This window comes from Mucilaginibacter sp. Mucisp86 (assembly GCF_047324315.1).
Classification (GTDB): Bacteria; Bacteroidota; Bacteroidia; order Sphingobacteriales; family Sphingobacteriaceae; genus Mucilaginibacter.
The window spans coordinates 4,491,694-4,515,353 of record NZ_CP168503.1 but is presented as its reverse complement, the minus strand read 5'-3'; the positions used below and the strand labels follow the sequence as shown (position 1 = coordinate 4,515,353).

Genomic DNA, 23,660 nt, shown 5'->3' with positions numbered 1-23,660 from the left:
ATGATTAAGGGTTTATAAAGTGGCTTGCAGGCCAAACGATACCGATTTATTAATAGGATAGGTGCCGAAATTGCCGCCATTGCTCACAATCTCGGGGTCATAACCTTTAAACATGGATGTTATGGTAAAAAGGTTAGCACCGGTAACATACACACGTACCTTATGCAAGCTTATTTTGCTGATAAGCGGCAACGGAAGGGAATATCCCAGTGTTAGCTGCTTTATACGGCAGTAAGCGGCATTTTGCAAATACATGGTTTGTGTTTGCTGGTTTCCCGAGCCATTAAACCTTGGGCGCGCAAAATAAGCGTTGGGGTTTTGTGGCGTCCAGTAATCAGTTGCATATGCATATGGAATGTTCCATTCGTTACCTTTAAACCCATAAAAAACATAATCGTTAGGAACAAAATCGGCTTTTAAAACACCTTGTAAAAAGGCTGCGAAATCAAAGTTTTTATAGGCCAGGTTTAAGTTGAGCCCAAACCTGTAACGCGGGGTTGTATTGCCTATAATTTTTTGATCGCCCGGATTAGTTACTGTATTGCTGCCATAACTAATTTTCCCGTCGTGGTTCAGATCGGTATATTTTATATCGCCGGCAAGCCAGGTGTAACCCGCAAGCGCGCTATTATCAACCTTTGCCGCATCGGCGTCTGTTTTGTAAAAGCCATCACTTACAAAACCCCAGATGCTTCCAAGCTTTTGGCCGGGGTAATAATCCCCAATGCTCAATGTTGGGTTAAGGTCATACTTTGTTATGGTGCTTCTTGAGTCTGAAAGGCCCAGGGTTGCACTGTAAAACAACTGATTATTAAACATCCTGTCTTTCCAGCTAATACTCAATTCCCATCCTTTTGTCGGAGATTGGCAGCGTTTCTTAAAGGCGCTCCCGTACCTAAAACTCCCGGCAACTGCTGCCCGGCAACCAGCATATTTTTGGTATCGGTAATAAAGTAGTCAAAGCTTCCGCTCAACCTGCTGTTCAGCAAAGCGTAATCTAAACCAAGGTTTTTAGTTTGTACTTTTTCCCAGGTAAGATTGGTACTTATCAGGCCCGGCGCGCTTACAGTAACACCGGGTTGATTATTGAATAAGTAGCCAACTGTACCGGCACTTTGTGTAGCTATATAAGGATATTGTAACGATGAAGACACACCGGTTGAGCCCTGCTGGTTGGGCAACTGGCCATACGAAGCCCTTATTTTTAATTCATTGATAGTACTTTTAAGCCCATCCATAAAGCTTTCTTCGGCTAAATTCCAGCCTGCCGAAACCGATGGTGAAAAGGCGTATCGGTGATCGGCAGGGAAACGGGACGTGCCGTCATACCTGCCATTTACCTCCAGCAGGTATTTTTTATCATAGATATAGTTCAACCTGAAAAACGAACCTATCAAAGCTGATTGCGTTTCTGCGCCGCCAACAGTTGGCTTAGGGTCGTTATTTGTGCCTATGGCAGGCAGTGTAGGGTCTATCAGGTTCCTGGCTGTAGCATTGCTTAATACATAATGAAAATACTCCTGGTTATATCCGGCAAGCGCTTTAAAGTAGTTTTTTGAACCGAATATATTTTCATACGTAGCATAAGCGTTAAAAGCATTGTAATTATCATTATGCCTGTATTCTGATACCCTTGACGGATTGGTATGCGGGAAGATATTTAAAAATGCGCCGTCAACACCATATTCATTAAATGGGATCACCTGTTCCCTGTCAAAAGCTGTATAGCTGTTCCAGGTGTAATCTGATGTTATGGTAAGGTGCTTTACCGGCGTTAGTATAATACGGCCTGTAGTCCAGAAATCGTTTTCGGAGTTGATATCCCTGCCATTTTGTTTTATTACAGCCACGGGATTGGTGTAATTTCCCTGGCCCGAATAATTACCGTCGGGATTGTAAACTGGCATCAGAGGCCTTAAGTCATTGGGGATCCAGGCTCCGCCCTGGTTGCTTTGATTGGTATACGCGCTTTGGTTATTATCTGTATGCGTCATGGACATGTTGAAGTTGAACGTTAACCATTTTGCAACCTCAGACACGATTTTTAAGCTCGGTGTATACCGTTTATATACCTGGTTGGCTACTTTTTCCAAGCCATCCTGGTTAAAATAGCCCATATTAGCCGAATATGTGGTTTTTCCTTCGCCGCCGGATACTGATAAATAATGCTGCTGCTGAGGAGCCCAGCCCGGATATAACACCTTAATCCAATTGGTGTAACCCACATAGCGGTACCGCTGCGGGTTACCCGGGTCAACATAGGCTGAAGGATTGTGTGCCGGATCATTAAAATACGCCATGATCTTGGTAGAATCCAGGGCGGTAAAAGGATCGTTTGATGTATAGCCACCGCTTTGCGCTCCCGACCGCTGGGCAGCGTTAAACATATTCAGATAATCTTTTGAATTAATATAGTCAGGGATTTTGGTTGGCCTTGATGTTGTATACGAGCCGGAATAAGAGATTTGCATAGCCCCCTTTTTGGCATTTTTAGTAGTTATCAAAATTACACCAAAGGCAGCCCTGCCTCCATAAATTGCGGCCGAAGCCGCGTCCTTCAGTACAGTTACACTCGCCACGTCATTAGGATCTATCAGGTTAGGATCGCGCTGTACACCGTCAACTAATATCAAAGGATTAGGACTTCCGCTTATAGTTGTATACCCCCTTACGTTGTAACTGGCGCCGGTACCCGGCTGTCCATTGTTGATATTGACGTTTAAATTGGGGATCAGCCCGTTTAAACCATCGCCGAGGTTTGTAATCGGCCTGCTTTCCAGCTTATCTGCGCCAACACTGGCAACAGCTCCGGTTAAATTTACCTTTTTTTGGGTACCGTAGCCTACTACAACCACTTCTGACAAATCCTTTGATAAGGGCTCCAGCGAAATGTCTATCACCTGCTCATTGTTGATAATTCGTTTTACCGTTTTATACCCAACAAATGAAAACACCAAGGTTTGCTTACTATCGGCCTTGATGGTGTATTTACCGTTATTGTCTGTCGATACGGCGTTAGAAGTCCCCTCTGCAACTACGGTAACACCCGGCAAAGGTTCGCCTTTTTCATCTTTAACAGTCCCGGTAACGGTTATCGGGATGAAGGATAAGATATTATCCGAAACAGCACTTTCTCTTTCTTTAATGACTATGGTATTATTACTTATGGTATACGAAAGTGGCTGATCATGAAACACTTTATCGAGGATATCTATAATACCGGCATTACTAACATGTATATCAACAGGTTTAGCATCCTTCATCATACTTTCAGTATAAATGAAATTGTAGCCGCTTTGCTTCCTGATCTCTTTAAACAGCTTTTTTAAAGAAGCGTTAGTTTCAGAAAGATTTATCCTTTGCGCATAGGAAGATGCGCTGACTTGCATTATTGCAACTAAAAGAACAAGTGTAGTTATTTTCACAACCAATAATAACTTTTTGGGTATGCGTAGTTTGGGCACACCTATGTTAAAAGCAGATATTTTCATACTTTTGAATAGTTTGGGTTAAAACAAGATTTATTGACCAATAATTTTTTCTATTCGCCAGACGGGCGGACAGATTGATGGGTTAACTCAAATTTTTGACGTGAAAGTGGTGGTACACTTTCACGTTTTTTGTAGTACCCACTTTTTGCGGTTACGTTCGTAATGTTCTTTTCATATTTTTTCTCGGTTTTTAGGTAATTATTCTGGTTAGTTAATTGCTTGCTTAAGTTTATTCTGATACTATTATTCGCTTTCCATCTATTTTAAACCGCACTTTCCGGGTAAGCTGAAGTGTATTTAGTAATTCGGAAACATTACTGAACCTGGATACAGAGCCGGTGAATTTGTCGGCTGGTAGATTGCCTTTATATATCACATCCACATCATACCATCTCGAAACCATTCGCATGATTTGTTGAATATCATTATTTTCAAATATAAAAGTCCCGTTCTTCCAGGCTGTTACATCCTCCACATCAACATCATTTACATTAAATGCAAGAGGATTTAATACCGCCTGCTGACCCGGTTTTAAAATTCGGACCTGATTTTTTACAACGGACGTTACTTTCACTTTCCCTTCAAGCAGCGTGGTTTTTATATTGGGTTCATCATCATATGTATTGATGTTAAAATGTGTACCCAAAACCTCTACTACCTGCGATTTACTGTAAACCCTGAATGGTTTAGCAGCATTATGTGCCACCTCAAAATAAGCCTCGCCGGTAAGCTCAACCTTACGTTCATTACCATTAAAGAATGTTGGAAAGGTTAACGAAGAAGCGGCATTTAATAAAGCTTTACTGCCATCGGGCAAAACAACCCAGTATTGCCCTCCGCGGGGCGTAGTCATTGTGTTATAAGCAACCTTTTCTGTACCGCCCGACGCCGGTGAACCCTTTGATGAATTATAAGCGATTTGTCCGTCTGCTGTTTTATTAATTGCCACAGTACCCTGAACGGCAAGGGTTCCGTTATGGGCACCGGTTAGTGTAATCTGTTTTCCATTAGCAAGCGTAAGAATGGCTTTGTTGCCACCTGGTAAAATATCATTTTTGATATAATATTGCTGGGCCAGCTGCTTAACGGGCTGATGCGGCTTCACAAAAAACCAGGCCCCAAACGAAACAAAGATAAGAACGGCTGCCGCGGCTGCAATTGAGTACCGTTTTTTAAAACGTACGATTTTGGTTGCTTCAGGAATTTCTTTAGTAATCCTGTCCCATATCAGTTTCTCATCCCTTTGCGGGTTGGCTGGTTCTTCTGCTACCGGTTGTTTAGCGGCCTCACTTAAATACCAATGATCAAGAAGTTGCTGTTCTTCCGGCGTACACTTACCGAGTTGATGCTTTTCTAGTAATTCCTGTGCTTGTTCCCTGGTCATGGTTTATTTTGGCTATTATTTAGTGAAACGGCCAACCCGGGATGAAGTAGTAGAAGAAATGAAAAAAAATTAAGAATTTTTACAAGCCCGATAGGATCAAAACAATTGATGAAAGATGATGGAGCTTAGGCCGAATTATCTTAATCGCATTACTGACCTGCTTTTTGACAGTTTTATCGGATATGTTGAGCTCATCCGCAATTTCTTTATATGTACAGTGCTGATAGATGCGCATTTCAAATATCTGCTTCATTTTTGGGGGCAGCAATGCTATTTCTTTGTCCAGTGCATCCATTATTTCCTTTTCCTCTATACTTTCCACCGTTTGGTTATTGTAGGTGCTGGCAAACGTGGCAAGCGAATCGAGGTAATCAAATTTCACCCGCTTTCGGGCCACCAGGTCAAGTACTCTGTTTTTTGTTGACACGAAGAGAAAACCACCTAAGTTGGTATCCTGGTTTATCGATTGCCGTTTAATCCACAAAGAAGTGAACACTTCCTGAACAATGTCCCTGGCATCATCTTCATCCCTGACCATCTTTAGCGCATGCATGTACATCACGGTCCAATAACGCTTATAAATTGTGGCAAAAGCTCCCCGGTCATCGTTTTTTAGCAACGTGATCAACTCCTGGTCAATAAGGATCTGATTAGGGGACATAACTGGTTTAAATAACGAATGTACTGTAATTTTAATAAAAACTGCAAAACATGTACTTCGATTTATCTGACAAACTTTTAGTAATTCTTTTTAGACAAATTCTATGACCGGGCATTTCAAAGTTATCCGCCAATAGTGATCATTTTCTCCATAACACTTTGCTAAACGCTTGGTATCATTCACAATTATGCCTGATAAAATCTATTTAAAACAAAAGAGTATATTATTCCACTCCACTGACTAACAGCAAACTACAAAAAGGGGCATTACTATATAGATCAAGCAAGAGGGATGAGATAAAAGCCACTTGCCCGGATAAAGACTATATCAACTTATATTAGAGGTGTTCAAAAAATACCCCACGCTAATTTCTTTGAGCACCTTCTGAAAGAAAAATCACAGCAGTTTTTCGTTTTTAACTTCCGTAAAAAGAACGGCAAAGTCTTATATCCTGACTGATGCAGTGAAAGGATGGATTTCGAGGTAGTACAGGGTTGGTCATACTCAGCTCAAACAGCTACGTCAAGGCTAAATTCTTAAGGTAAAACAACAAGGGATATTTAATTATCTTTAGCTAAATTAGGACAGCGTTTCCACTAACTCATCGTACCATCATGAAAATCAAAAAAAAGCTTCTTTTGGGATTCGGCCTTTTGTTTATCATTGTGCTAATTTTTGGTGCTATCTCTGTTTACTATATTAAGGTGATATCCGAAACTGCAAATGTTACCCTGAAAAATAATTATAAAACATTAACATTTACCCGGGAGATGCGCTCTGTTTTGGATGAAAATGATTTACCATTATCATCCGGCTCCGCAAATGTATTTGATCAGGCTCTTCAAAAACAGGAAAATAATATTACAGAACCCGGTGAAAAAGCAGCGACCGACAGCTTACGGCAGGCCTTTACTTCGCTGACTGATCAGGCTTCAGATTTAAATCAAAAACAACAGGCGGAGCGAAATGCCCGTTTGCAGCTAAAACAAATTGAAGGGTTAAACATGCATGCCATTGAGCTTAAGAATGAATACACCCATTCAACAGTAAACAAAGCTACTTTATACCTCGGAAGTACAGCCTTTATTACATTTTTCATTCTTTTCATTTTAATTGTCAATTTTCCCGGGTTCATACTGAACCCACTTCGTGAACTGGCAGACGGTCTTGACCAGATTGGTGAAAAAAATTACGACACCCGGCTTAAGTTTAATACCAGTGAGGAGTTTACCCAATTAGCCGAAGCATTTAATACTATGGCGGGAAACCTTGGCGAGCGTGAAAACGATAACCTAACTAAAGTAATCGCAGCAGAATCACGGATAAAAATGCTCATTGAAGAAATGCGGGACGCGGTGCTGGGAGTCAATGAAAAACAGGAGCTCCTGTTCATCAATCATGAAGCTAAGAAAATCCTAAACCTGGGCGAAAAGCCGGTTATTGGCCAATCGGTTCTGGAATTAAGCAAAGACCATCCGTTGCTGAAAGTGATATTGGAGAATAATGACCACGAAAGCCCTTTGAAAATCAACCAGGATGGTAAAGTATTATATTTTCAGCAGAATAGCTTCGAAGTTGTAGTACCTAATTTAAAAACTGATCTTGATTCATTGCAGGTTGCGGGGTATTCGGTTGGAACGATCCAGATCTTAAAAAAAACAAAAGGGTAAGCCATATTCATAAACCGGAGCAGATTAACCCCAACTGCCGTTTGCAGTAAGGGAGCTACTATTGTTCCTGGGCTGTGGTATTTTGTATATGCTGATCAAAGCACCACCGCAATGGATCAAAAAACCTGCAGTATTGCCGGCCGGAATATTGATCACTACCGGCTTCTGGAAATATGATGGCAAGACCTTACAGGAGATTGGCTGGTTCTTTGCCAAAGCCGGTGCTTTTGTATTCGGCAGCGGACTGGCCATTGTGCCGTTTCTGCATGGAGGTGTAGTTAAAGAATTTGGCTGGCTAACGGAAAATCAATTTGTGGATGCGGTTGCAGTGGCCATGATCACACCCAGGCCCGTGGTGATCACGGTTGGTTTTATTGGCTACCTCGTCGCAGGTTTTCCGGGAGCCTGTGTGGCAGTTTTGGCTACCTTTCTGCCATGTTATCTATTTACTGTTGCCCTGGCACCTTCATTTAAAAAGATCGCCAAAAACACCAGCATCAAAGCTTTTGTAGATGGTATCACCGCAGCAGTGATTGGTGCTTTGGTCGGTTCGGTGATTGTGATTGGAATGCGTTCGATCACAGATATTCCAACCGCGCTAATAGCTATAGCAACAGTTCTGGCATTGCTGTATATTAAAAAAATGCAGGAGCCTTATATTATCGGCATAGCTGCATTAGTTGGCACAGTTATTAAAATAATTTAAATCATTTAATAGCGGATAGGTTCGACAATATGAGTGTGTTCAAAAAATCCCCATGTTAATTTCTTTGAACATTTTACAAAGGAAAAATTACAGCAATCATTCACTTTTATCCCCCCAACCTGCCTGAATTTCTGCTGCGGACTGCCATCGGTAACTACCTGCCAGTTGTTTGCAGTATGTAAATCAGTGAGAACGTTATAGAAAATAAACTATTAGTAACAAAATACAGAAATACGGCCTGCAGTGAAACTATCTGAAATCAGATACCAATTTATTGCAGTTATTGATCATGACGATATTTTAAAAAATGTGCAGTGTGATTGGTACGCGTAATCAGATAATATGTCCCAATTGGAGAGCTATAGCATAAAATCATTTAAAATTTTATCAATTATCAAATCAACGAAACTTAACTAATAATTTATATTAACACATTCTTGCTTTCGGGGAGCTTAGTTCTAAAAGCTATATACGATAGGTTAAGGATTATAAACTTCTATTTTCTCATTATTTATATTGAAAGGCAACCATAGATAGGTAGATTTTTCCAGATCGGTTTTATTCCAAACATCTCCCATAAAAATAAACTTTCCCGGCTCGTTAATAACAGGCAGAACAAAAGCCCCCTGCGAAAAGAAAGTTACCTCTGAATTTACCCCCCTGCATGGATTACCCTGCTGCTTCCAGGGCCCCATAACCTGATCGGCAACTGCGTATGATGCTGCATTCGGCGACCAGCCCGTACAACCAGAAGTAATTAAATAGTATTTCCCTTCATTCTTAAAAATAGCCGGGCTCTCTCTTTTCTGGTTCTCAAATATTCTTGAATATGTTTTTGTTGGTTTTAAATAATCATCACTCAACAGGCAAACATGCATCGTGTTGTTATCCTCGGATGAGTACACCAGGTAAGCTTTCCCGTCATCATCTTTATATAAGGTCATATCCCTTAACATTTGATCATTAGGTTTTACGCTGCCCAGGTATTGGTATGGCCCGGCCGGGCTATCACTTACGGCCACACCACCCCGCGAGTAGTTATAATCATTTTTATCTATGTGCATCCACATCACAAACTTTTTTGTAAGTTCGTTATAGATCACTTTAGGCCTTTCTATTACCCTGCCTGTATCCAGATCGCTGTCCGGGTCATTAAGTGTAGGCTTTAAAGCCACACCCCTGTATTGCCAATGTTTAAGATCAGTGGATGAATAGCAGGATATCCCGCCCGCCGGCACCCGGTAATCTTCCCAGTTTTGCCCCGGAACAAGCCAGGTTTTCCCATTTTTTATTTCGCCAAAAAGATAATAAACACCTTGATGATACATCACACCAGGCCCGTGCGCATTAACAGGTTTCCCATCTGTATCAATTAATACCTTACCGTGTACAAGCGTATCAGCAATAGGGTTGTTTGTATTTGCAAAGGCTAAACTTTTAATAATTATTAATAATGTAATAAGTGCGAGATGTTTCTTTTTCATTAGGTCGATTTTATTTTAGACAATGCACAATGGCAATGATACTCATTATTATAAATAAAATATTGTCCAAAGTATCAGTTGGTCAAAGAATGAAAACAAATCACAGCTGAATGGAGCAAGGTTGAAATTTCAAAATATTGCTCTAAACACCAATAACGGAGGCGTTCAAAAAATCTCCTATGTCAATTTCTTCGAACACTTTACAAAGGAAAATTACAGCAAGCATCCACTTTTATCCTTAAAGTTTTATCATCATATTTTTGGAAAATCCGTCCCTCAATCACCAGGAAGCCGGAGAGTGTATCCCGGATAATGGCTACCTGCTCATTTCATGATAAACCATATTTAATGTTACCTGGCTTTTTTTATTGTATAAAGCTATTATTTGATCTGTCGAAATAGCCGTTTCACAAACATATAATTCATAAGAAAGCATCCGGCCCAAACCAGGCACCAGCCGTACATTCATATTTCATACCTTGGGGAATTGCGCCACGTTGGCATAAGCAACTGTTTACACAGTTGGTTTCATGTTATTTTGCGGATTGATATTTATTGATTATTCGCCATAGATGATGTAGGCTGTGCCCGGCACCCCAAGCGTCTTTATCTGTACAACATATGCACCGGAAGCACCTGAAAAACTGCTTATAGGAATATTACCGAACGTTGCAGCTGTAGCAGCATTGCGCTTGCCGCTACAACTGCCCTTGTTTACCGATCTACTATCCAGACAGCGTAACCATTATTGCCTGTTACGGCACCCCAGCCTATGTTGCCCCTGTAGTTCCGTAACTAAAAAATATATCCTGCGGCGATATCGTTACATGCAATATTACGCACAAAAAAACCGTCACAACCGTGCCGGTTAATTAGTTTAGATTTATGATAAGGTCCAGGTTTTAAATCACTAAGTGGTATCTAATTTTAAATATCCACCATTTAGTTTCTTTATGACGCTAAATTAGGGGTAACTCCCGACCTCTGCAATACTGAAAAAGTGGTATATCAGATTGCACGGAATTTATTAATCGCCTCTACTTTGTTTTGCACCTGTAGCTTGACGTAGGTATTACGGATGTGTTTTTTAACGGTACCTGTTGAAATTTCAAGGCGATCTGCAATTTCTTTGTATTGCAAGCCGCGCGCCAGATGGTTAAGTACCTCAACCTCACGCTCTGTCAGGTTTTCGGTGGCAACAGGGGTTGCTTTTGCTGTAGCGGCATTATTAAAAGATGCTATCACCCTGCGCGAGATGTAAGCACTCATAGGCGAACCACCTGCCGCGATTTCGATAATAGCATTTTTGATCTCATCGGCCGATGATTCTTTAAGCATATAACCTGTTGCCCCGCTTTTTAATGATTCAAAAATATTGGTATTGTCATCATTTATAGTACACACCAAAAATTCAGTATCTGGAAGCAAAGGTTTAGCCTGCCGTATAAATTCAATGCCCGATATGCCTTCAAGGTTTATATCAACTATAAAGATATCCGGTTTAAGCTGATCTATTTTTTTTAATACAGATTCGGCATTCGCATATGACCCAATTAAACTTACTCCACTCATATCGTGAATAATCTGTTCCAACCCTCGCCGGTAATGTAAATTATCCTCTAACAAAATTATCTGGAGCATGCTTGCGGTGAATATAAAATGCTAATATCTTAAATTATCCCGGCTTTCTTTATACCTATTATGGGGTAGTCTAAAGGTTTAGTTTAAGGTTGATGGATGTGCCTTTGCCTGGTGCAGTGTCAATTTTCAGATCGGCAGCCAATATTTTCGCGCGCTCATAAATATTACGGATCCCCATGGTTTCGTATTTACGCAGGTCAGGGTCAAAGCCCCGGCCGTCATCACGGATACTGATATGCAGCCGGTTCCTGTAAAGACTGATTTCCAGAAACGCATTTTGCGCCTCCGAATGTTTGACAATGTTGTTTAAAACCTCCTTAACAAGAAGGTATACCTGTCGTCTTTTTTCGCCGCTAATGGTAACCGAGGTTTCGCTAACAGATGCATTTACATGAAGTTCAATATTGCTATATTCAAATATCTTAATGGCTTGTTTATGAATAAAGCTGGCCAGGTTACTCACCTCATCATTTTCGGCGTCAAGGCTCCATATAATTAACCGCATCTGGGTAGAGATATCCGTAATCGCTTCATGAATGGCATCTATTTCCTTAAAAGCAGGCTGATCGGCTGTCTTACGGCTTAGCAGCTCGGTCCGCAGTTTAATTCCAGATATGCTTGCACCCAAATCATCATGCACCTCACTGCTGATGCGCTGACGTTCACGTTGCAGGGCAAGTGCATTTTCGTAGTCCTTTTTTTGTAAGCCTATGATGGACTGATAATACTTTCGTACCAGTAAAAAAGCTACAACTACAGCACTTAACACAGCCAAAACCTGTAACCACAACTGCTGATACCATAAAGGCATAACGGTAAATCTAAAAATAAGCGATGGGCTTAATTGGTTAAAACGATCGGCAGCCACTGCTTCTAACTCATAGCTACCGGGCGGCAACAAGTCAAACCGTTTTTCGCCAGATGGCGCGATACTCCAGTTTTTATCAACCCCTTTGAGCCTGAACCGGTATTGTATTTTACCCAGGCTTTTATAGGATAAGGCAACGCAATTAAATACGATGGGCCGGCCATAGGTAAATCTGTTTTGAGTTCCGGGTATTCCATCATTAATCAACACCGGTCTGGGCAGGTTGGTGTTCCCTAAATTTTGAGTCACCGCTATCCCCTGATCTGTGGCTATATAGTAATCAGCGCCATTCTGCACAACGTCGGCAACATTATCTGAAGGAAGCCCATTACTGGTATTTAGCAAACTTACCTTGTAATTTTGATAATTATTACTAAAGCTGATAATGCTTACGCCATTTGCCGTACAGGCCCATAGTGTATTAGTATCTGTCCATACCAGTTTGCGAATATCGCCAGGAGAAATAACAGGAGATTTAAACTGAACAATTCTTTTTCTTACCAACAAAAAAACCCCCTTTGCTTCGGTACCTATTGCACATACTTCATTATTTGAGGCCAGGCATTTAATAATATCTATCCCTTTATCAGCCAATATTTTGGCATAATAGCCAACATCTTTGCCGTTAGGTGTAAACCTATATAACCCGTAAAGTGACCCTACCAGTACGTTATTTTTATACCAGGCAAGAGATGTCAATCTTAAATTTTCAAATGCATAGCCTTGCGTATGTCTGAGTTGACCTGACGATACAAGAACAGAATTTTGTGAAATAAAACATACTTCTTTATCAGGCCATGGAGTAATTCCTTTTATAGGGCCAAAGAAGAATTTTACAGGATGCCACGATAAAGGGTTATTATTAGAAACATCTAATGCGAATATGCCATTATCTGTACCAATTATGAGCCTGTTGCCCGGAATTGTAACCAGGCTGGTTATCCTGTTAAAATCGGACCTGTCCTGCTTTATAGTTATGCTGCTTATTGATGACCATTGATTGGCGCCGAGCTTCATGTAGCCAAGCGTGCTTAAAATATGCCCTGTAAAAAGATATCCGCCTGCAATGCCCAGTTTCAAAACATCCTCATTTGCCAGGCCGCTTTCTTTGTTAATAACCCTGACTTCGGGATTGGTACTTAAAAAAAAGCCTTTATCATAACTGCCAAACCAAATATTATTTTCGCGGTCAATAACCGTAGCCGTAGTAATGTTATTGTTAAGATAGTTTTTACGTTCGCCGGTAAGATAGTTTATAATGTATGTGCCTTGCTTTACAGTTGTAACGGCGACAGTATTTTTACCGGTAGGATAAACGGAAGTAACGTTGCCTGCAAAATAGACTTTATTGACAGGAACAATGCCATTTTTTTTTATCTGATAAACCTGTACCCAATCCTTAGTTAACAATAACAAATGATTTTGCTGTAAAGCCAACCTGTAAGGTTTAGTATTGTTTTTGGCTGTTTGATAACTTAATAGCCCTCCCGAAAGCTCCTTTTCGAGCATGTTAAGATCATTTTCAGACAGGACAAATTCTTCCCCTTGGGGGCCATAAGTATACCCAACCAAATGCTGTATGTTATGTGTTCTTGATTTTAACTCCGGAAAATGATAAACTTTGGTACTGAGGGCATAATTTACGCAAAGTTCATTATATCGGTTAAAAAAGAAATTGGCAAAAGGCAACACCAATATTTTTTGCTGCGAATCAAGTTTATGAATAAGTCCGTTTTCGTAATAACAAAAGCGATAATTATTACAGTAAAAAAAAATCCGGTGATAATTATCCTCTGCTATGCGAAAACACTCATTACTTTCCAACCCGTCGGCCGATGTGAAATTTTTGAAGTGCTGACCATCAAACCTGCTAACACCTTTATCTGTAGCTATCCAGATAAAGCCCCTGCTATCCTGCATCAAATAATTAACACGTGAGCTGGGCAGTCCATCAGGTGCGCTATAATTTTTCAGGTATACTACCTGGTAGGGAGTGTCGGCCAATAACCGCCACGGGAGTAAAAACAGGGTTAATATTAAAAGTTTAAAAAAATAGCTTTTTAGAGGCATCCTATTATTTGTATCAATTTAACATTGCTGCCTTTTTAACATCATACAATGATACGGACTGTATGGTTTTATGCAATTATATTAACTGATAAATATAAAAAGAAATGCTATTAATTAAATAGATATGGCCATTACTTTATTCATATAATGAATTCGATTTTACCTGGATAAACTCTTTTTGATAATTTAAAGGGCTTTTGCCCGTGATAAGCTTAAAATACTTATGAAAATTTGTAAAGTTATTGAAGCCACTTTCATAACACAGCTGTTTAAGGGGCAGCTTATTTTCTATAAGCAATTTACAGGCCTGACCAACCCTTATCTCCAGTAAAAATTTAGAATAGGTTTTGCTTGTACGCGATTTAAAATAACGGCAAAAAGAGTTTGGACTGATCCCGACCAGGTCGGCAAGTTCATCCATATGTATCTTATTTCTGAAGTTGGCCAATGAATATTCATAAATAGCATTTATACAGTCATTTTGCGATTTCTCCACATTGGGGCTAAACCCAATTGATGACAAGCAAACCGCCTTGTCACACTCGGCTATCGCATCTAAAGCCTCCATCAATAAAATAATTTTTTTTGACCCTCCGGCAGTAAGCATCATTTCCATAATTTCAGCAATGATCTTTTTTGATTTGCCGGTAATCTGAATCCCCCTCCTGGCCCTTTCAATGGTAGTTTTGATCAACTTATTTTCAGGCAGCTGCAAAAACCCATTACCCCAAAAATTTTCACTGAAATGAGCTACCCGAATATCAACCTTGCTTCTTTCATCGTGCTGCGAAAAATACATATCATCAAACCGCCAGTAATGTGGCAGATAAGCTCCCACCATTACAATATCTCCTTCATTAAATTGACGTATACTATCACCTATGAACTGTGTTCCGCTACCTTTTTTAAAATGGATCAGCTCGATTTCGGGATGATAATGCCAGCGGTTATTCATACAGGGAACAAGGTCTTGCCTCATACTAAAGGATTGAGCCGGCCCTGCTGATACTTTCAGTAAATGTGGCTTCATTCAACTTAATCTGTTTGTTTGGTTAAATAAACTATATAAAAACTATTGTTCAAGAATAGCTATATCGGCAAAACTTACGTCCTCATCCCGGATGTATGACGGGCTTTTCAGGCTCCTGTATACTCCCCATTTAGGCCTGCAAAATGAAGTCCCGTTTCGCCAGAGGTCTATATTGGTATTGGCATAGCTGAGTAGTACTTTATTATCTGCAATCCTTTTAATCTCTACGGTGTAAGCACCCTGGCTATCATAATGCAGTTTTTCCGTTACCTCTACCCAATTACCTTTAAAATCGGCCAGGTTAACGCGCATTAAAACCCCTTGCGAAGTCCCTTTTGTGGAGCCAGTGTGAATGATCTCAAACTGATCAGGCTCACCAAAGCGGGGCGTAAAAGTTATAATTGGTGCTCCGGCATCTCCGTCACCTGCTTTGATCTGGTGGATATGGGTAAAAGTTGGCTGTGCTTTAAAACCACTATCTATTTTAAATTTCCATTTATAAACAACCGTTTCACCCTGCTCGCCTTTCAGTTTAGCGGCCGATGGGCCATAGGTTTTGATCTCCACCCGCTCCCTGTCGTAATTACGGCAGCGATCATTATCTTCCTTAGCATGGCTATGAAAAACAAAAACATATTCGCCTAACTGCTTATCAAAGGCCTCGGTAATGTGTTTAACATGATGTACGCAATCCGGCACTTCACAGGCATCTCCGCCTAACACATGCGATATTTGCTGATACGCGTCATCACTTCCGTCCGCTTTTAAAACAACCTGCGCTTTAAGCAGGTTGTTAAAAAGCAGCAAACCCATTATCAAAAGGCCTTTAAAAAACATAGTTAATTTCTGTTTCATTTGTTAATCAAGCGCACCGGTTTTCATACTGCTGGTTGGGTTGGCAGTTTGGGCTCCCATAGTTCCTTTTACCTCTACTTTAATTACCGTGGCAATACCATCTGTTGCTTTGTCAGGCACATTTATAGTTAGCCCATCGCCGGATAGCGTAGTTTTCAACACGGTATTTCCGGCCAGCATTTTAGCATTTACCACTTCATTCTTTAAGCCGGGAATAGTCAATTTACCATCTGTTGGCCAGTTAAATACCGAAAAGTAAAGCGTAGTATTTTTACCATTTGGCTTAAGCGTACAACGGCCCCAACTTAAGGGCTGAAGCGGACTTGCCTTGGTAGCGTATATTGCTTCGCTGTTCACTTTCATCCACTCACCCATCTTTTTTAAGGTACTTATACTTTCCTGCGGAAATTCCCCCTCGGCGTTAGGGCCAACATTTAACAGGTAATTACCTCCTTTCGATGCAATATCAATGAGGTTATGAATTAATGTTTCAGGGGCTTTCCATTTATGGTCGTAGCTTTTATATCCCCAGGTACCGTTCATGGTCATGCAGGTCTCCCAATCTTTTCCATCAAGCTCGCTCAGGTTGGGGATCTTCTGTTCAGGTGTTTTGTAATCGCCTGCAAAATTGGGGCGCTTAAGCCGGTCGTTACTGATAATGTTGGGCTGTAATTTTAACAGATCATGCAGTTTTTGAGCAAATTCATCGGTCATGTTAGTTGGCGTATCCCACCAGATTACAGCGACCTCTCCATAATTGGTTAACAGCTCTTTTACCTGCGGTACAGCTACGCGATCAATATAATCGGACATTGTAGCAGAGGTTTGTGCCGGGTCCCAATGGCCTGTATTTTCTTTGGTGTAAGCATCTATTTTGGCCGAGTCGGGATTTGGCCAGCCTTCGCTGCTTACTTTACGTGCCGCCGCACCGCCTGGATTATTCCAGTCTTGTGCCTGCGAATAATAAAATCCGAGCTTAATTCCATATTTTTTACATGCAGCAGCCAGCGGTTTTAAAACATCTTTGCCGTAAGGTGTAGCGTCGGCGATGTTCCACTTGCTGGCATTTGATTTAAACATGGCAAAGCCATCATGATGTTTGGCTGTTATCACGATGTATTTCATGCCCGCTTCTTTAGCCAGTTTCACCCAGGCATCAGGGTCATACTTTACCGGGTTAAACTTTTTGGCAAACTGTTGGTATTCAGCTACCGGGATCTTTCCCCTGTTCATAATCCACTCGCCGCCGTGCCCTATCTCATAACCTTTGTACATACCGGCCAGCCCGGCATAATCCCCCCAATGAATAAACATACCAAAACGGGCTTCGCGCCACCATTTCATACGCTCATCGCGGGACAGCTCTTTTTGAGCAAAAACATTATGCGCAACAAAAACAAATAGCCAACAAGCTATAAAAAGTTTTTTCATAAGGATGTGTTTTTAGCAGAAACATATCTGCTATGGTTTATAATAATGTTTGTTAGCAAGCTAATTGGTCATGTACAACGCGGTATTGCCGCTTTTGTATTGTTATACAAGTACCTTTGAATTTGGTACCATGACACTATGGTAAGAATTTACGACAACGTTATAGTAGCTATTATATCTTACTACCTGAGCCGTCCTTTGCGAGATAGAGCCCCAAATTGCCTATTGCCACATTTGTTTTGGCTTTAAGTACCGTTAGTTTCACTTTCCAGGCTATAGTTTCCGGAAATTTCAATATCAGGTTTTTCCCTATGGTGGTTCCGTGAGCTAATAGCTTCCAGTTACTATCCAATTGCGCCTCAACTTTATACTCTTCAACATGCCCGCCAATGGCTTCGTTAAGCTGCAGGGTATTCATATTTACCGGGCCTTCCATATCAATTTCGAGGGTTGCGTTTGTAACACCGTCAGCAGTACACCAGTAAGTATCAGTGTTACTGTCTACAGCTTTCTCGCCACCAAATTGGCGGGTAGCACCTTTTACGTTACTGGTATTTACCGGCCGGCCAAAGGCAAGGTTTATACCCAGTATTTTATGATGGTCTGTTTTTATAGGCAACACTTTTACCAGTTTATTGGGGAACATTTTTTTATTATTGGCGGCATATCCTATATTTTTAATCCCCTGTATGCCCAGTCGCTCTGTCAATTGGGCCAGGTAAAGGCTTGGGATCTCCACCGGGAAACCATGTGAATCAAAATTTCCGTCCGGCAAAACAGGCTGGCTGTCAAATAAACGGGCAGTTTGTTCGCGTTTGCCTATACAGCCAATGGCCCAGTTTACTGCTCCCGGTGGATTTTGAATAATATATGTTTTGGCTATGCAATTCCAGGCTACTGCCCATCCCATTGTCCAGCCGTGGCCCGAGCCGGCAATACCGCGGTTCATGAAATCGATACCGCCATCCGGCACTGTACAGTTATCAACCAACAACCCGGTAGCCCAGCGCTGGTGCGGCTGAATACGGCTTCCGAGGCCTTTAAAAGTACCGTTGAGCAAAACATTAGGACCCGGAATTAATGATGAAGTCCATACGAAATACATATTGCCCCCGGTAATTTCACACCTGTCAATAAGGTTTTGACTGCCTTCCAGGCTAAAATCTGTTGGTTTGGATGCACCAAGATTAGCATAAGTATGCTTCACTATAACTTTTTCCATTGTGATCCTGTTGCCGGCAAGTACGGTGGTATTCATCGTTTCCTCACAATACACATCTTTAAGCCAGCAATCATCGCCGCCAACGCGTACACCTGCGTAGGGCGCATGCCCGTAGTCAATTTCAAGCGGAGGGCATTGGATATGGATGTTTTCTACACCAACCTGCATAACGCGTGAAGCAGGTATAACTTTGGCAACTACTGTGCCCGGCGGATTTAAAAATTTAGCATCATATGAATCGGCGAGCGGAGGATCCACCGTAAATTTATTACCCTCAATTACTGTGATCTTTCTTTTGGTTATTCCATGAGCCCCCGCTCTAATCCAGGTTTGCTTTTTCCCGTCACGATACATATTATCCATCCCCATAAAATGAACCCAGGCTTCAGTTACAGGCCTGCTGATATTAATAACGTCACCTACCGCAAACCCGGATGCATCTGCCACGGTAAAAGATTTGCTGCCTGATGGCACATAGGTATCGGTTATTAATGTGCTGGTAGTATTCACCGTACTGCTATCTGCTTTTTCGGTCCGGCCCAATGCAACTTTGGTATTGCCCCGGCCAATTACCACAGCCGTGTGCGGATCGCCAACCATTTTAATGGTAGTACCTCCTGCCCCGCTGCCATTGCCGCGCAATACGACGCCGCTTTCCGACAGAATAAGAGGACCGGCACAGGTGAATGTACCTGACGCCAATTCAACTGCTCCCCTGAAACCGTTTTTCATCGGCATTGCGGCCACCTCATCAATGGCGTTTTGAATGATCTTTGTATCATCATTTGTGCCTGAAGGCTTTACGAGGCGCTTAACGGGCACAACAGGTAACGCTACACCGCCCCCCATATACCCGGCATATGAAAAATCCATGATTTTATCGCCCGCTGGTGTGGTTTTATAAACCAGCTTGCCATCACTACCGCGGTATACCCACTCACTTTTCCCTTTTTGTGCAGATGCTATGCCCGCTGCCAGCAAGCTTAACAAAAGTGCTGTAATTTTTTTCATGTTTTATTTAGTATTACAACCAACATCGGCAGGGTTAAGTACATGTGCCTGAACAAACGCGTTAGACAGTTCATCAGCACCAATATCAAGCGGTAAAGTACGGGGCTGGCCATCCATATCAAACTTAATACCGGGATATGAACCAATAGCATGATTTACAGCAGGACTGCCCGCCTCAAGGTGATAAGCATCCGCTGATGTTTTAGCCAGTTTAGGATCGATATTTGTATAGCTGCCGGCCGGCATATCGCCGGCGTCCTTCACATTAAACAAGATATTGCCCGCCCACTGCGGATCAGGATATGGGCCTGCAATGGTGGCAGCAGGCCCACCACCCTGGATGATGTTATTGGCCACCGTAATTGAAGTGGCGCCCATACCGTTTTTTCGGGCAGTTTGTATAATGTTTTCTTTGTTATTAACCAGTGTATTAAAGGCAATCAGCACGCGGTCGGGCCGGTCATGCGAAGTTAACTGGGCCCCGTCGGCTACCTCTCCGTCGCCATTACCTATTACGACGGCAGAGCTGCAGTTTTCAAAATAGTTGCTGTAGATCAGGTGATCATCGCCAAAAATCCTTAAGCCAGGCGTATTGAAGAAATAATTGCCATAAACCAGGCTTTTATTACCATGGCGCAGGGTGAACTGCGCAGGGCAGTTACGAATGGTATTGTACCGGAGCGTTACTGCCGAAGCTTTGACCGAGATCAGTTCATTTTCGCCTTCGCATTTTTCAAATAAATTATACTCAACAATGCTGTTGCTTGATGATAAGCTAAACCCGCTTAAACCAAACTGCAGCGCCTCGGCGCCATTTTTACCGCCCTGGCTTGCCTGGTTATTGAAATAATTGTGGTGGATATGCAACCTTTCGGCAATTTGCTTATCCTGACCACGAACAGCGATAAACCTGCCCATCGCATTCTTATTCTGAAAGGTGTTGTGATCAATTTCCTGATCACTGCCGGCGATGGTCAAATCCTCCCCATCACCAGGAGTTTCAAAAATATTTTGCGTGAAGCGGCAAAAGCTGGTACCTGTACCTGTTTTGGCTCTTGATGCAGCATGCGTAAATTTAAATCCCCGGATAGTGATATAGGCCGCCGGGCTTATTAAACTAAAACCTCCTTTACCGGTAATTTCTGCTGCTCCCGGATGTTGGGCAGCTATAATAATATTTTTACCCTGCAGGCCTTTTTCATTAACAATAATATCCTCAGTGGTTGGATATACCCCATCGGCCAGTAAAATAACATCGCCCGGTTTTGCTTGCGTAATAGCCTTTTGCAGGTCGGCAATGGATGAAACAGTAACTGTGCCTGCCAAAAGGGTTTTTGAAGATAATAGCAGTAAGGTAACAAGTACTACAGCCAATCCTGTAATTCCTGCTTTTATATAGCTTTGAAGATGTTTCTTATACATTATTACAATTTTTTATGATGATTAAGGAATGCTATACCACTAACATCGCTCTATTTTCCAGCGGTTTAATAATATAGAAAAGCCAATTAATACACTCAATTGGCTCTATCATTATTGTTACAAATCGTTATGATAACCAGGAGATATTATTCCCGCAACCTCACCGCCTGTGCAGATGCACCGGAGGCTAAAACCAATGCTTTATCAGCCTTTGAAATATCCCCGCCCTCTATTTTAATATTAGCACATGCTTTGCCTTCGGCTTGCAGCAAATTTGTTACAGGTGTCAATACACGCAGGGCGCTTACCAAAACATCCCGCGTGTTGATGAAACGTAATAATGATTCAGCACCTTTTTGTCCCTGGGCACTTAGGCCATTCACCGCTGCATCTTCTACATTATCCAGGATAAGGGCAGGGCGCAGATCCGGGCTTTCCATGGTAAACCTGACGTTATGAAGCGATAGGCCGCGCACATTCCGGGCATACATACCATAAGCCGGAGGAATACCAATCTGATAATATTCGCCCGCCACTTTAGGAACATCCCTTACTGCGGCCTGTTCTTCGGTACCCCCGCCCGGAAAAGTGACATGCACATTGTTAAAAGAAATATTCTCTAAAAAAACATCGTCCATAGCATTCAGGGTGATGCATGAAAATATTTCGCCGGGATTGTACCTGCTGGCAAATTCCGCATCACGAAGCGGGACCGGTTTTACCACGGTAGCCTGGATATTACTGAAAGAAATATTACGTATAATTCCGGGGGTATCAACTGTTCTATTAACTGAAGATTTCTCAGTCCCCAGGCCTATAGAGATGGGGCCGGTAACTTCCTTCATCACCAGGTTTGAAAACGAGATATTTTCGAACCGGGATCCGGGGGAGCAACGCATTTTTATAGGGCAGCCATAGGTTTCATAAATGAGACAATTTGAAACGGTGATGTTTTCGGCCTCGCCGCCTCCAAAACGGAACACCGACCATCGTGTGCTGAAGGAGCAATCAGAAACTGTTACGAATTTACAGCTGCCAAATAATGCGCAGGCATCATCCTGGCATTGTACATCACAGTTGGTTACATGTACATAGGTACTCCCAATAAAATGAAAGCCGTCGTTATTGTGGATCACCTTGCCGCGGATAAATAACCCCTCCATTTTTACATAAGAGCAAAGACAAACCCGCACCGAGTGATAAGCACTGTTGATGAGCGAGATATTACGGACCGTAAGGTTTTTACATTGGTAAAAAAGTAAATGATATGGCCGGTGGTTGCCAGTAATACCGGCCGGCGGTAATACACCTTTAGTATCGCTGCGAAATTGCGCGCCCTGCCCATCGATAGTGCCATTACCTTCAATGGTAATATTATCAGCATTGGCTGCAAATATTAGTCCTACGTTCCCATCGTTCATTGTCCATCCAATGTCAAGGGGAATGACATCGCTGGCATGGTATTGTTTTCCGTCGGTAGTCCCCAGTAATTTTCCTTGTGCGGCTATGTGCAGAGTAACGTTGCTTTTTAACTCAACCGTTCCAATGACAAATACCCCTGCAGGCACCAATACAGTGCCGCCCTGCTCTTTATTACAGGTATCAATCGCCGCTTGTACAGCAGCGGTATCCAATGACTTGCCATCTCCTTTTGCACCAAAATCACGGATATTATAAATACGGGCACCAGTGTCGTTGCCGGTTGCTTTTATCTGGGTGGGGTGTTCAAAGCCCAGGGTGTTTGACGTAACTGCCATTAATCCTGTACCCAAAGAAACCTTCCCCATTGCACCCAGCCAGTTGCGGCGCGATATTGCTTTATTGTCTTGATCTTTCATCAGTAATTTAATTTTGGTGTGTTTATATAGAAGCTAAAAGCTGAATGCACAAAGCTTAAAGCCAACAACTTGATTGTAAAACAATTAGCTGCTTTACGTAAAAACAATTGATGGATCCATCCTCAATTAACACCGGCAGCGAAATCACGACCGGCGATAATTGAGATCAGTATTATTTGGTTTGATAGTAAAGCACCCTGTCAATTACCTGTATGGCTCCGTTTAATGCCAGAATATTGCTGGTACGTACACTTACATAACCTACGGAATTTGAGAAATCATTTAGCCTCATGGTAAAGTTCTGATCGTCATTAACCCGCAGCGTCATTAGCGAATTGGGGTTTAAGGGATCATAGTTTACCGGCTGCAGTGTGGTAGCCACAACGTTACTGGGCGTTAAATTATTAAACGAATACGCTCCCTGTACAATTAAATACAGCAGGTAGTTTTTAACCTGCTCTTTAGGATAATCGCTCCATTTTGTGGCGGGCTTGCCATTCACCAGGTATTTGCCCCAGTAACAATCTGCAGTGATGGTAGGTACTTTATTTACTACCGTTGTTCTGTAAACGGCATCATTATGCAGTAATATAAACGTGCAATCGGTTTTTATATACAAATTGGTATCAATGCCCGAATATTCAATGGCCTGGCGCATCAGCTTAAAAACAGTATCCTTCCCGGCAAAATTATAGCTGCGGTCTTTAATAAACTGCCAGGTTGTTTTATTAATATGCGGATCAAGCACATAAGGATGATATTCAGCATTTTCCTGCATCTTTAACCCGGCAAGGTTGCAACCTGCCATGCTTATTAAAAGGCCTGTCAGGGCAAACCACAAACCTGCTTGTTTCATCTTTTTCATTATGATATAAT

At 41.9% G+C, this 23,660-nt stretch carries 16 protein-coding genes; 2 read left to right on the top strand and 14 right to left on the bottom strand.

The genetic code is table 11. The annotated features are described in order from the left end of the window. Positions 1–12: 12 nt before the first annotated feature. From ACEN9X_RS19200 to ACEN9X_RS19185, 4 genes are all read right to left on the bottom strand, one after another. Positions 13–819, bottom strand: a complete 807-nt coding sequence (locus ACEN9X_RS19200) for a hypothetical protein (RefSeq protein ID WP_413666655.1) — start codon at positions 817–819, stop codon at positions 13–15. A 20-nt stretch (positions 820–839) separates the two neighbouring features. Further along, entirely contained in the window at positions 840–3,491 is a 2,652-nt protein-coding gene (locus tag ACEN9X_RS19195; RefSeq protein ID WP_413666654.1) for a SusC/RagA family TonB-linked outer membrane protein, read from the bottom strand. A 229-nt stretch (positions 3,492–3,720) separates the two neighbouring features. After that, positions 3,721–4,875: a FecR family protein gene (locus ACEN9X_RS19190; RefSeq protein WP_413666653.1), complete on the bottom strand. Its 1,155-nt coding sequence runs from the start codon at positions 4,873–4,875 to the stop codon at positions 3,721–3,723. A 79-nt stretch (positions 4,876–4,954) separates the two neighbouring features. Beyond that, complete coding sequence (locus ACEN9X_RS19185; protein WP_413666652.1) at positions 4,955–5,536, bottom strand: RNA polymerase sigma factor; 582 nt, start codon at positions 5,534–5,536, stop codon at positions 4,955–4,957. A 614-nt stretch (positions 5,537–6,150) separates the two neighbouring features. On the opposite strand from ACEN9X_RS19185, the gene ACEN9X_RS19180 reads away from it, so the two are divergent. Then, the gene (locus ACEN9X_RS19180) at positions 6,151–7,206 is read left to right on the top strand and encodes a HAMP domain-containing protein (RefSeq protein WP_413666651.1); all 1,056 of its coding nucleotides are present in this window, start codon (positions 6,151–6,153) and stop codon (positions 7,204–7,206) included. 88 nt (positions 7,207–7,294) lie between these two features. Next, the gene (gene chrA / locus ACEN9X_RS19175; RefSeq protein ID WP_413666650.1) at positions 7,295–7,912 is read left to right on the top strand and encodes a chromate efflux transporter; all 618 of its coding nucleotides are present in this window, start codon (positions 7,295–7,297) and stop codon (positions 7,910–7,912) included. 479 nt (positions 7,913–8,391) lie between these two features. On the opposite strand, the gene ACEN9X_RS19170 is transcribed toward chrA, so the two are convergent. From ACEN9X_RS19170 to ACEN9X_RS19125, 10 genes are all read right to left on the bottom strand, one after another. Continuing rightward, complete coding sequence (locus ACEN9X_RS19170) at positions 8,392–9,396, bottom strand: glycoside hydrolase family 43 protein (protein ID WP_413666649.1); 1,005 nt, start codon at positions 9,394–9,396, stop codon at positions 8,392–8,394. 1,008 nt (positions 9,397–10,404) lie between these two features. Next, on the bottom strand, positions 10,405–11,037 hold the full coding sequence (locus ACEN9X_RS19165; protein WP_413666648.1) for a response regulator: 633 nt from the start codon (positions 11,035–11,037) through the stop codon (positions 10,405–10,407). Between the two features lie 70 nt (positions 11,038–11,107). Then, a complete protein-coding gene (locus tag ACEN9X_RS19160; protein ID WP_413666647.1) occupies positions 11,108–13,975 on the bottom strand; it encodes a histidine kinase in 2,868 nt (955 codons plus the stop codon). A gap of 136 nt (positions 13,976–14,111) precedes the next feature. Further along, on the bottom strand, positions 14,112–15,005 hold the full coding sequence (locus tag ACEN9X_RS19155; protein ID WP_413666646.1) for a helix-turn-helix domain-containing protein: 894 nt from the start codon (positions 15,003–15,005) through the stop codon (positions 14,112–14,114). A 42-nt stretch (positions 15,006–15,047) separates the two neighbouring features. Continuing rightward, entirely contained in the window at positions 15,048–15,860 is an 813-nt protein-coding gene (locus tag ACEN9X_RS19150; protein WP_413666645.1) for a hypothetical protein, read from the bottom strand. Between the two features lie 3 nt (positions 15,861–15,863). Further along, positions 15,864–17,291 (bottom strand): alpha-L-fucosidase, encoded by a 1,428-nt coding sequence (locus tag ACEN9X_RS19145; RefSeq protein ID WP_413666644.1) that lies wholly within the window; start codon positions 17,289–17,291, stop codon positions 15,864–15,866. Between the two features lie 172 nt (positions 17,292–17,463). Continuing rightward, positions 17,464–19,524 (bottom strand): discoidin domain-containing protein, encoded by a 2,061-nt coding sequence (locus ACEN9X_RS19140; RefSeq protein ID WP_413666643.1) that lies wholly within the window; start codon positions 19,522–19,524, stop codon positions 17,464–17,466. 3 nt (positions 19,525–19,527) lie between these two features. Then, the gene (locus tag ACEN9X_RS19135; protein WP_413666642.1) at positions 19,528–20,946 is read right to left on the bottom strand and encodes a polysaccharide lyase 6 family protein; all 1,419 of its coding nucleotides are present in this window, start codon (positions 20,944–20,946) and stop codon (positions 19,528–19,530) included. 146 nt (positions 20,947–21,092) lie between these two features. Beyond that, a complete protein-coding gene (locus ACEN9X_RS19130) occupies positions 21,093–22,784 on the bottom strand; it encodes a glycoside hydrolase family 28 protein (RefSeq protein WP_413666641.1) in 1,692 nt (563 codons plus the stop codon). A 172-nt stretch (positions 22,785–22,956) separates the two neighbouring features. Continuing rightward, a complete protein-coding gene (locus tag ACEN9X_RS19125) occupies positions 22,957–23,649 on the bottom strand; it encodes a fasciclin domain-containing protein (protein ID WP_413666640.1) in 693 nt (230 codons plus the stop codon). Positions 23,650–23,660: the final 11 nt, after the last annotated feature.

What these genes read in the sequence shown, in the direction of transcription:
- ACEN9X_RS19190 (WP_413666653.1), bottom strand. Translation starts at nt 4,875, where the DNA reads ATGACCAGGGAACAAGCACAGGAATTACTAGAAAAGCATCAACTCGGT.
- ACEN9X_RS19195 (WP_413666654.1), bottom strand. Translation starts at nt 3,491, where the DNA reads ATGAAAATATCTGCTTTTAACATAGGTGTGCCCAAACTACGCATACCC.
- chrA (WP_413666650.1), top strand. Translation starts at nt 7,295, where the DNA reads ATGCTGATCAAAGCACCACCGCAATGGATCAAAAAACCTGCAGTATTG.
- ACEN9X_RS19150 (WP_413666645.1), bottom strand. Translation starts at nt 15,860, where the DNA reads ATGAAACAGAAATTAACTATGTTTTTTAAAGGCCTTTTGATAATGGGT.
- ACEN9X_RS19130 (WP_413666641.1), bottom strand. Translation starts at nt 22,784, where the DNA reads ATGAAAGATCAAGACAATAAAGCAATATCGCGCCGCAACTGGCTGGGT.
- ACEN9X_RS19200 (WP_413666655.1), bottom strand. Translation starts at nt 819, where the DNA reads ATGTTTAATAATCAGTTGTTTTACAGTGCAACCCTGGGCCTTTCAGAC.
- ACEN9X_RS19180 (WP_413666651.1), top strand. Translation starts at nt 6,151, where the DNA reads ATGAAAATCAAAAAAAAGCTTCTTTTGGGATTCGGCCTTTTGTTTATC.
- ACEN9X_RS19170 (WP_413666649.1), bottom strand. Translation starts at nt 9,396, where the DNA reads ATGAAAAAGAAACATCTCGCACTTATTACATTATTAATAATTATTAAA.
- ACEN9X_RS19125 (WP_413666640.1), bottom strand. Translation starts at nt 23,649, where the DNA reads ATGAAAAAGATGAAACAAGCAGGTTTGTGGTTTGCCCTGACAGGCCTT.
- ACEN9X_RS19165 (WP_413666648.1), bottom strand. Translation starts at nt 11,037, where the DNA reads ATGCTCCAGATAATTTTGTTAGAGGATAATTTACATTACCGGCGAGGG.
- ACEN9X_RS19135 (WP_413666642.1), bottom strand. Translation starts at nt 20,946, where the DNA reads ATGTATAAGAAACATCTTCAAAGCTATATAAAAGCAGGAATTACAGGA.
- ACEN9X_RS19185 (WP_413666652.1), bottom strand. Translation starts at nt 5,536, where the DNA reads ATGTCCCCTAATCAGATCCTTATTGACCAGGAGTTGATCACGTTGCTA.
- ACEN9X_RS19160 (WP_413666647.1), bottom strand. Translation starts at nt 13,975, where the DNA reads ATGCCTCTAAAAAGCTATTTTTTTAAACTTTTAATATTAACCCTGTTT.
- ACEN9X_RS19145 (WP_413666644.1), bottom strand. Translation starts at nt 17,291, where the DNA reads ATGAAAAAACTTTTTATAGCTTGTTGGCTATTTGTTTTTGTTGCGCAT.
- ACEN9X_RS19155 (WP_413666646.1), bottom strand. Translation starts at nt 15,005, where the DNA reads ATGAAGCCACATTTACTGAAAGTATCAGCAGGGCCGGCTCAATCCTTT.
- ACEN9X_RS19140 (WP_413666643.1), bottom strand. Translation starts at nt 19,524, where the DNA reads ATGAAAAAAATTACAGCACTTTTGTTAAGCTTGCTGGCAGCGGGCATA.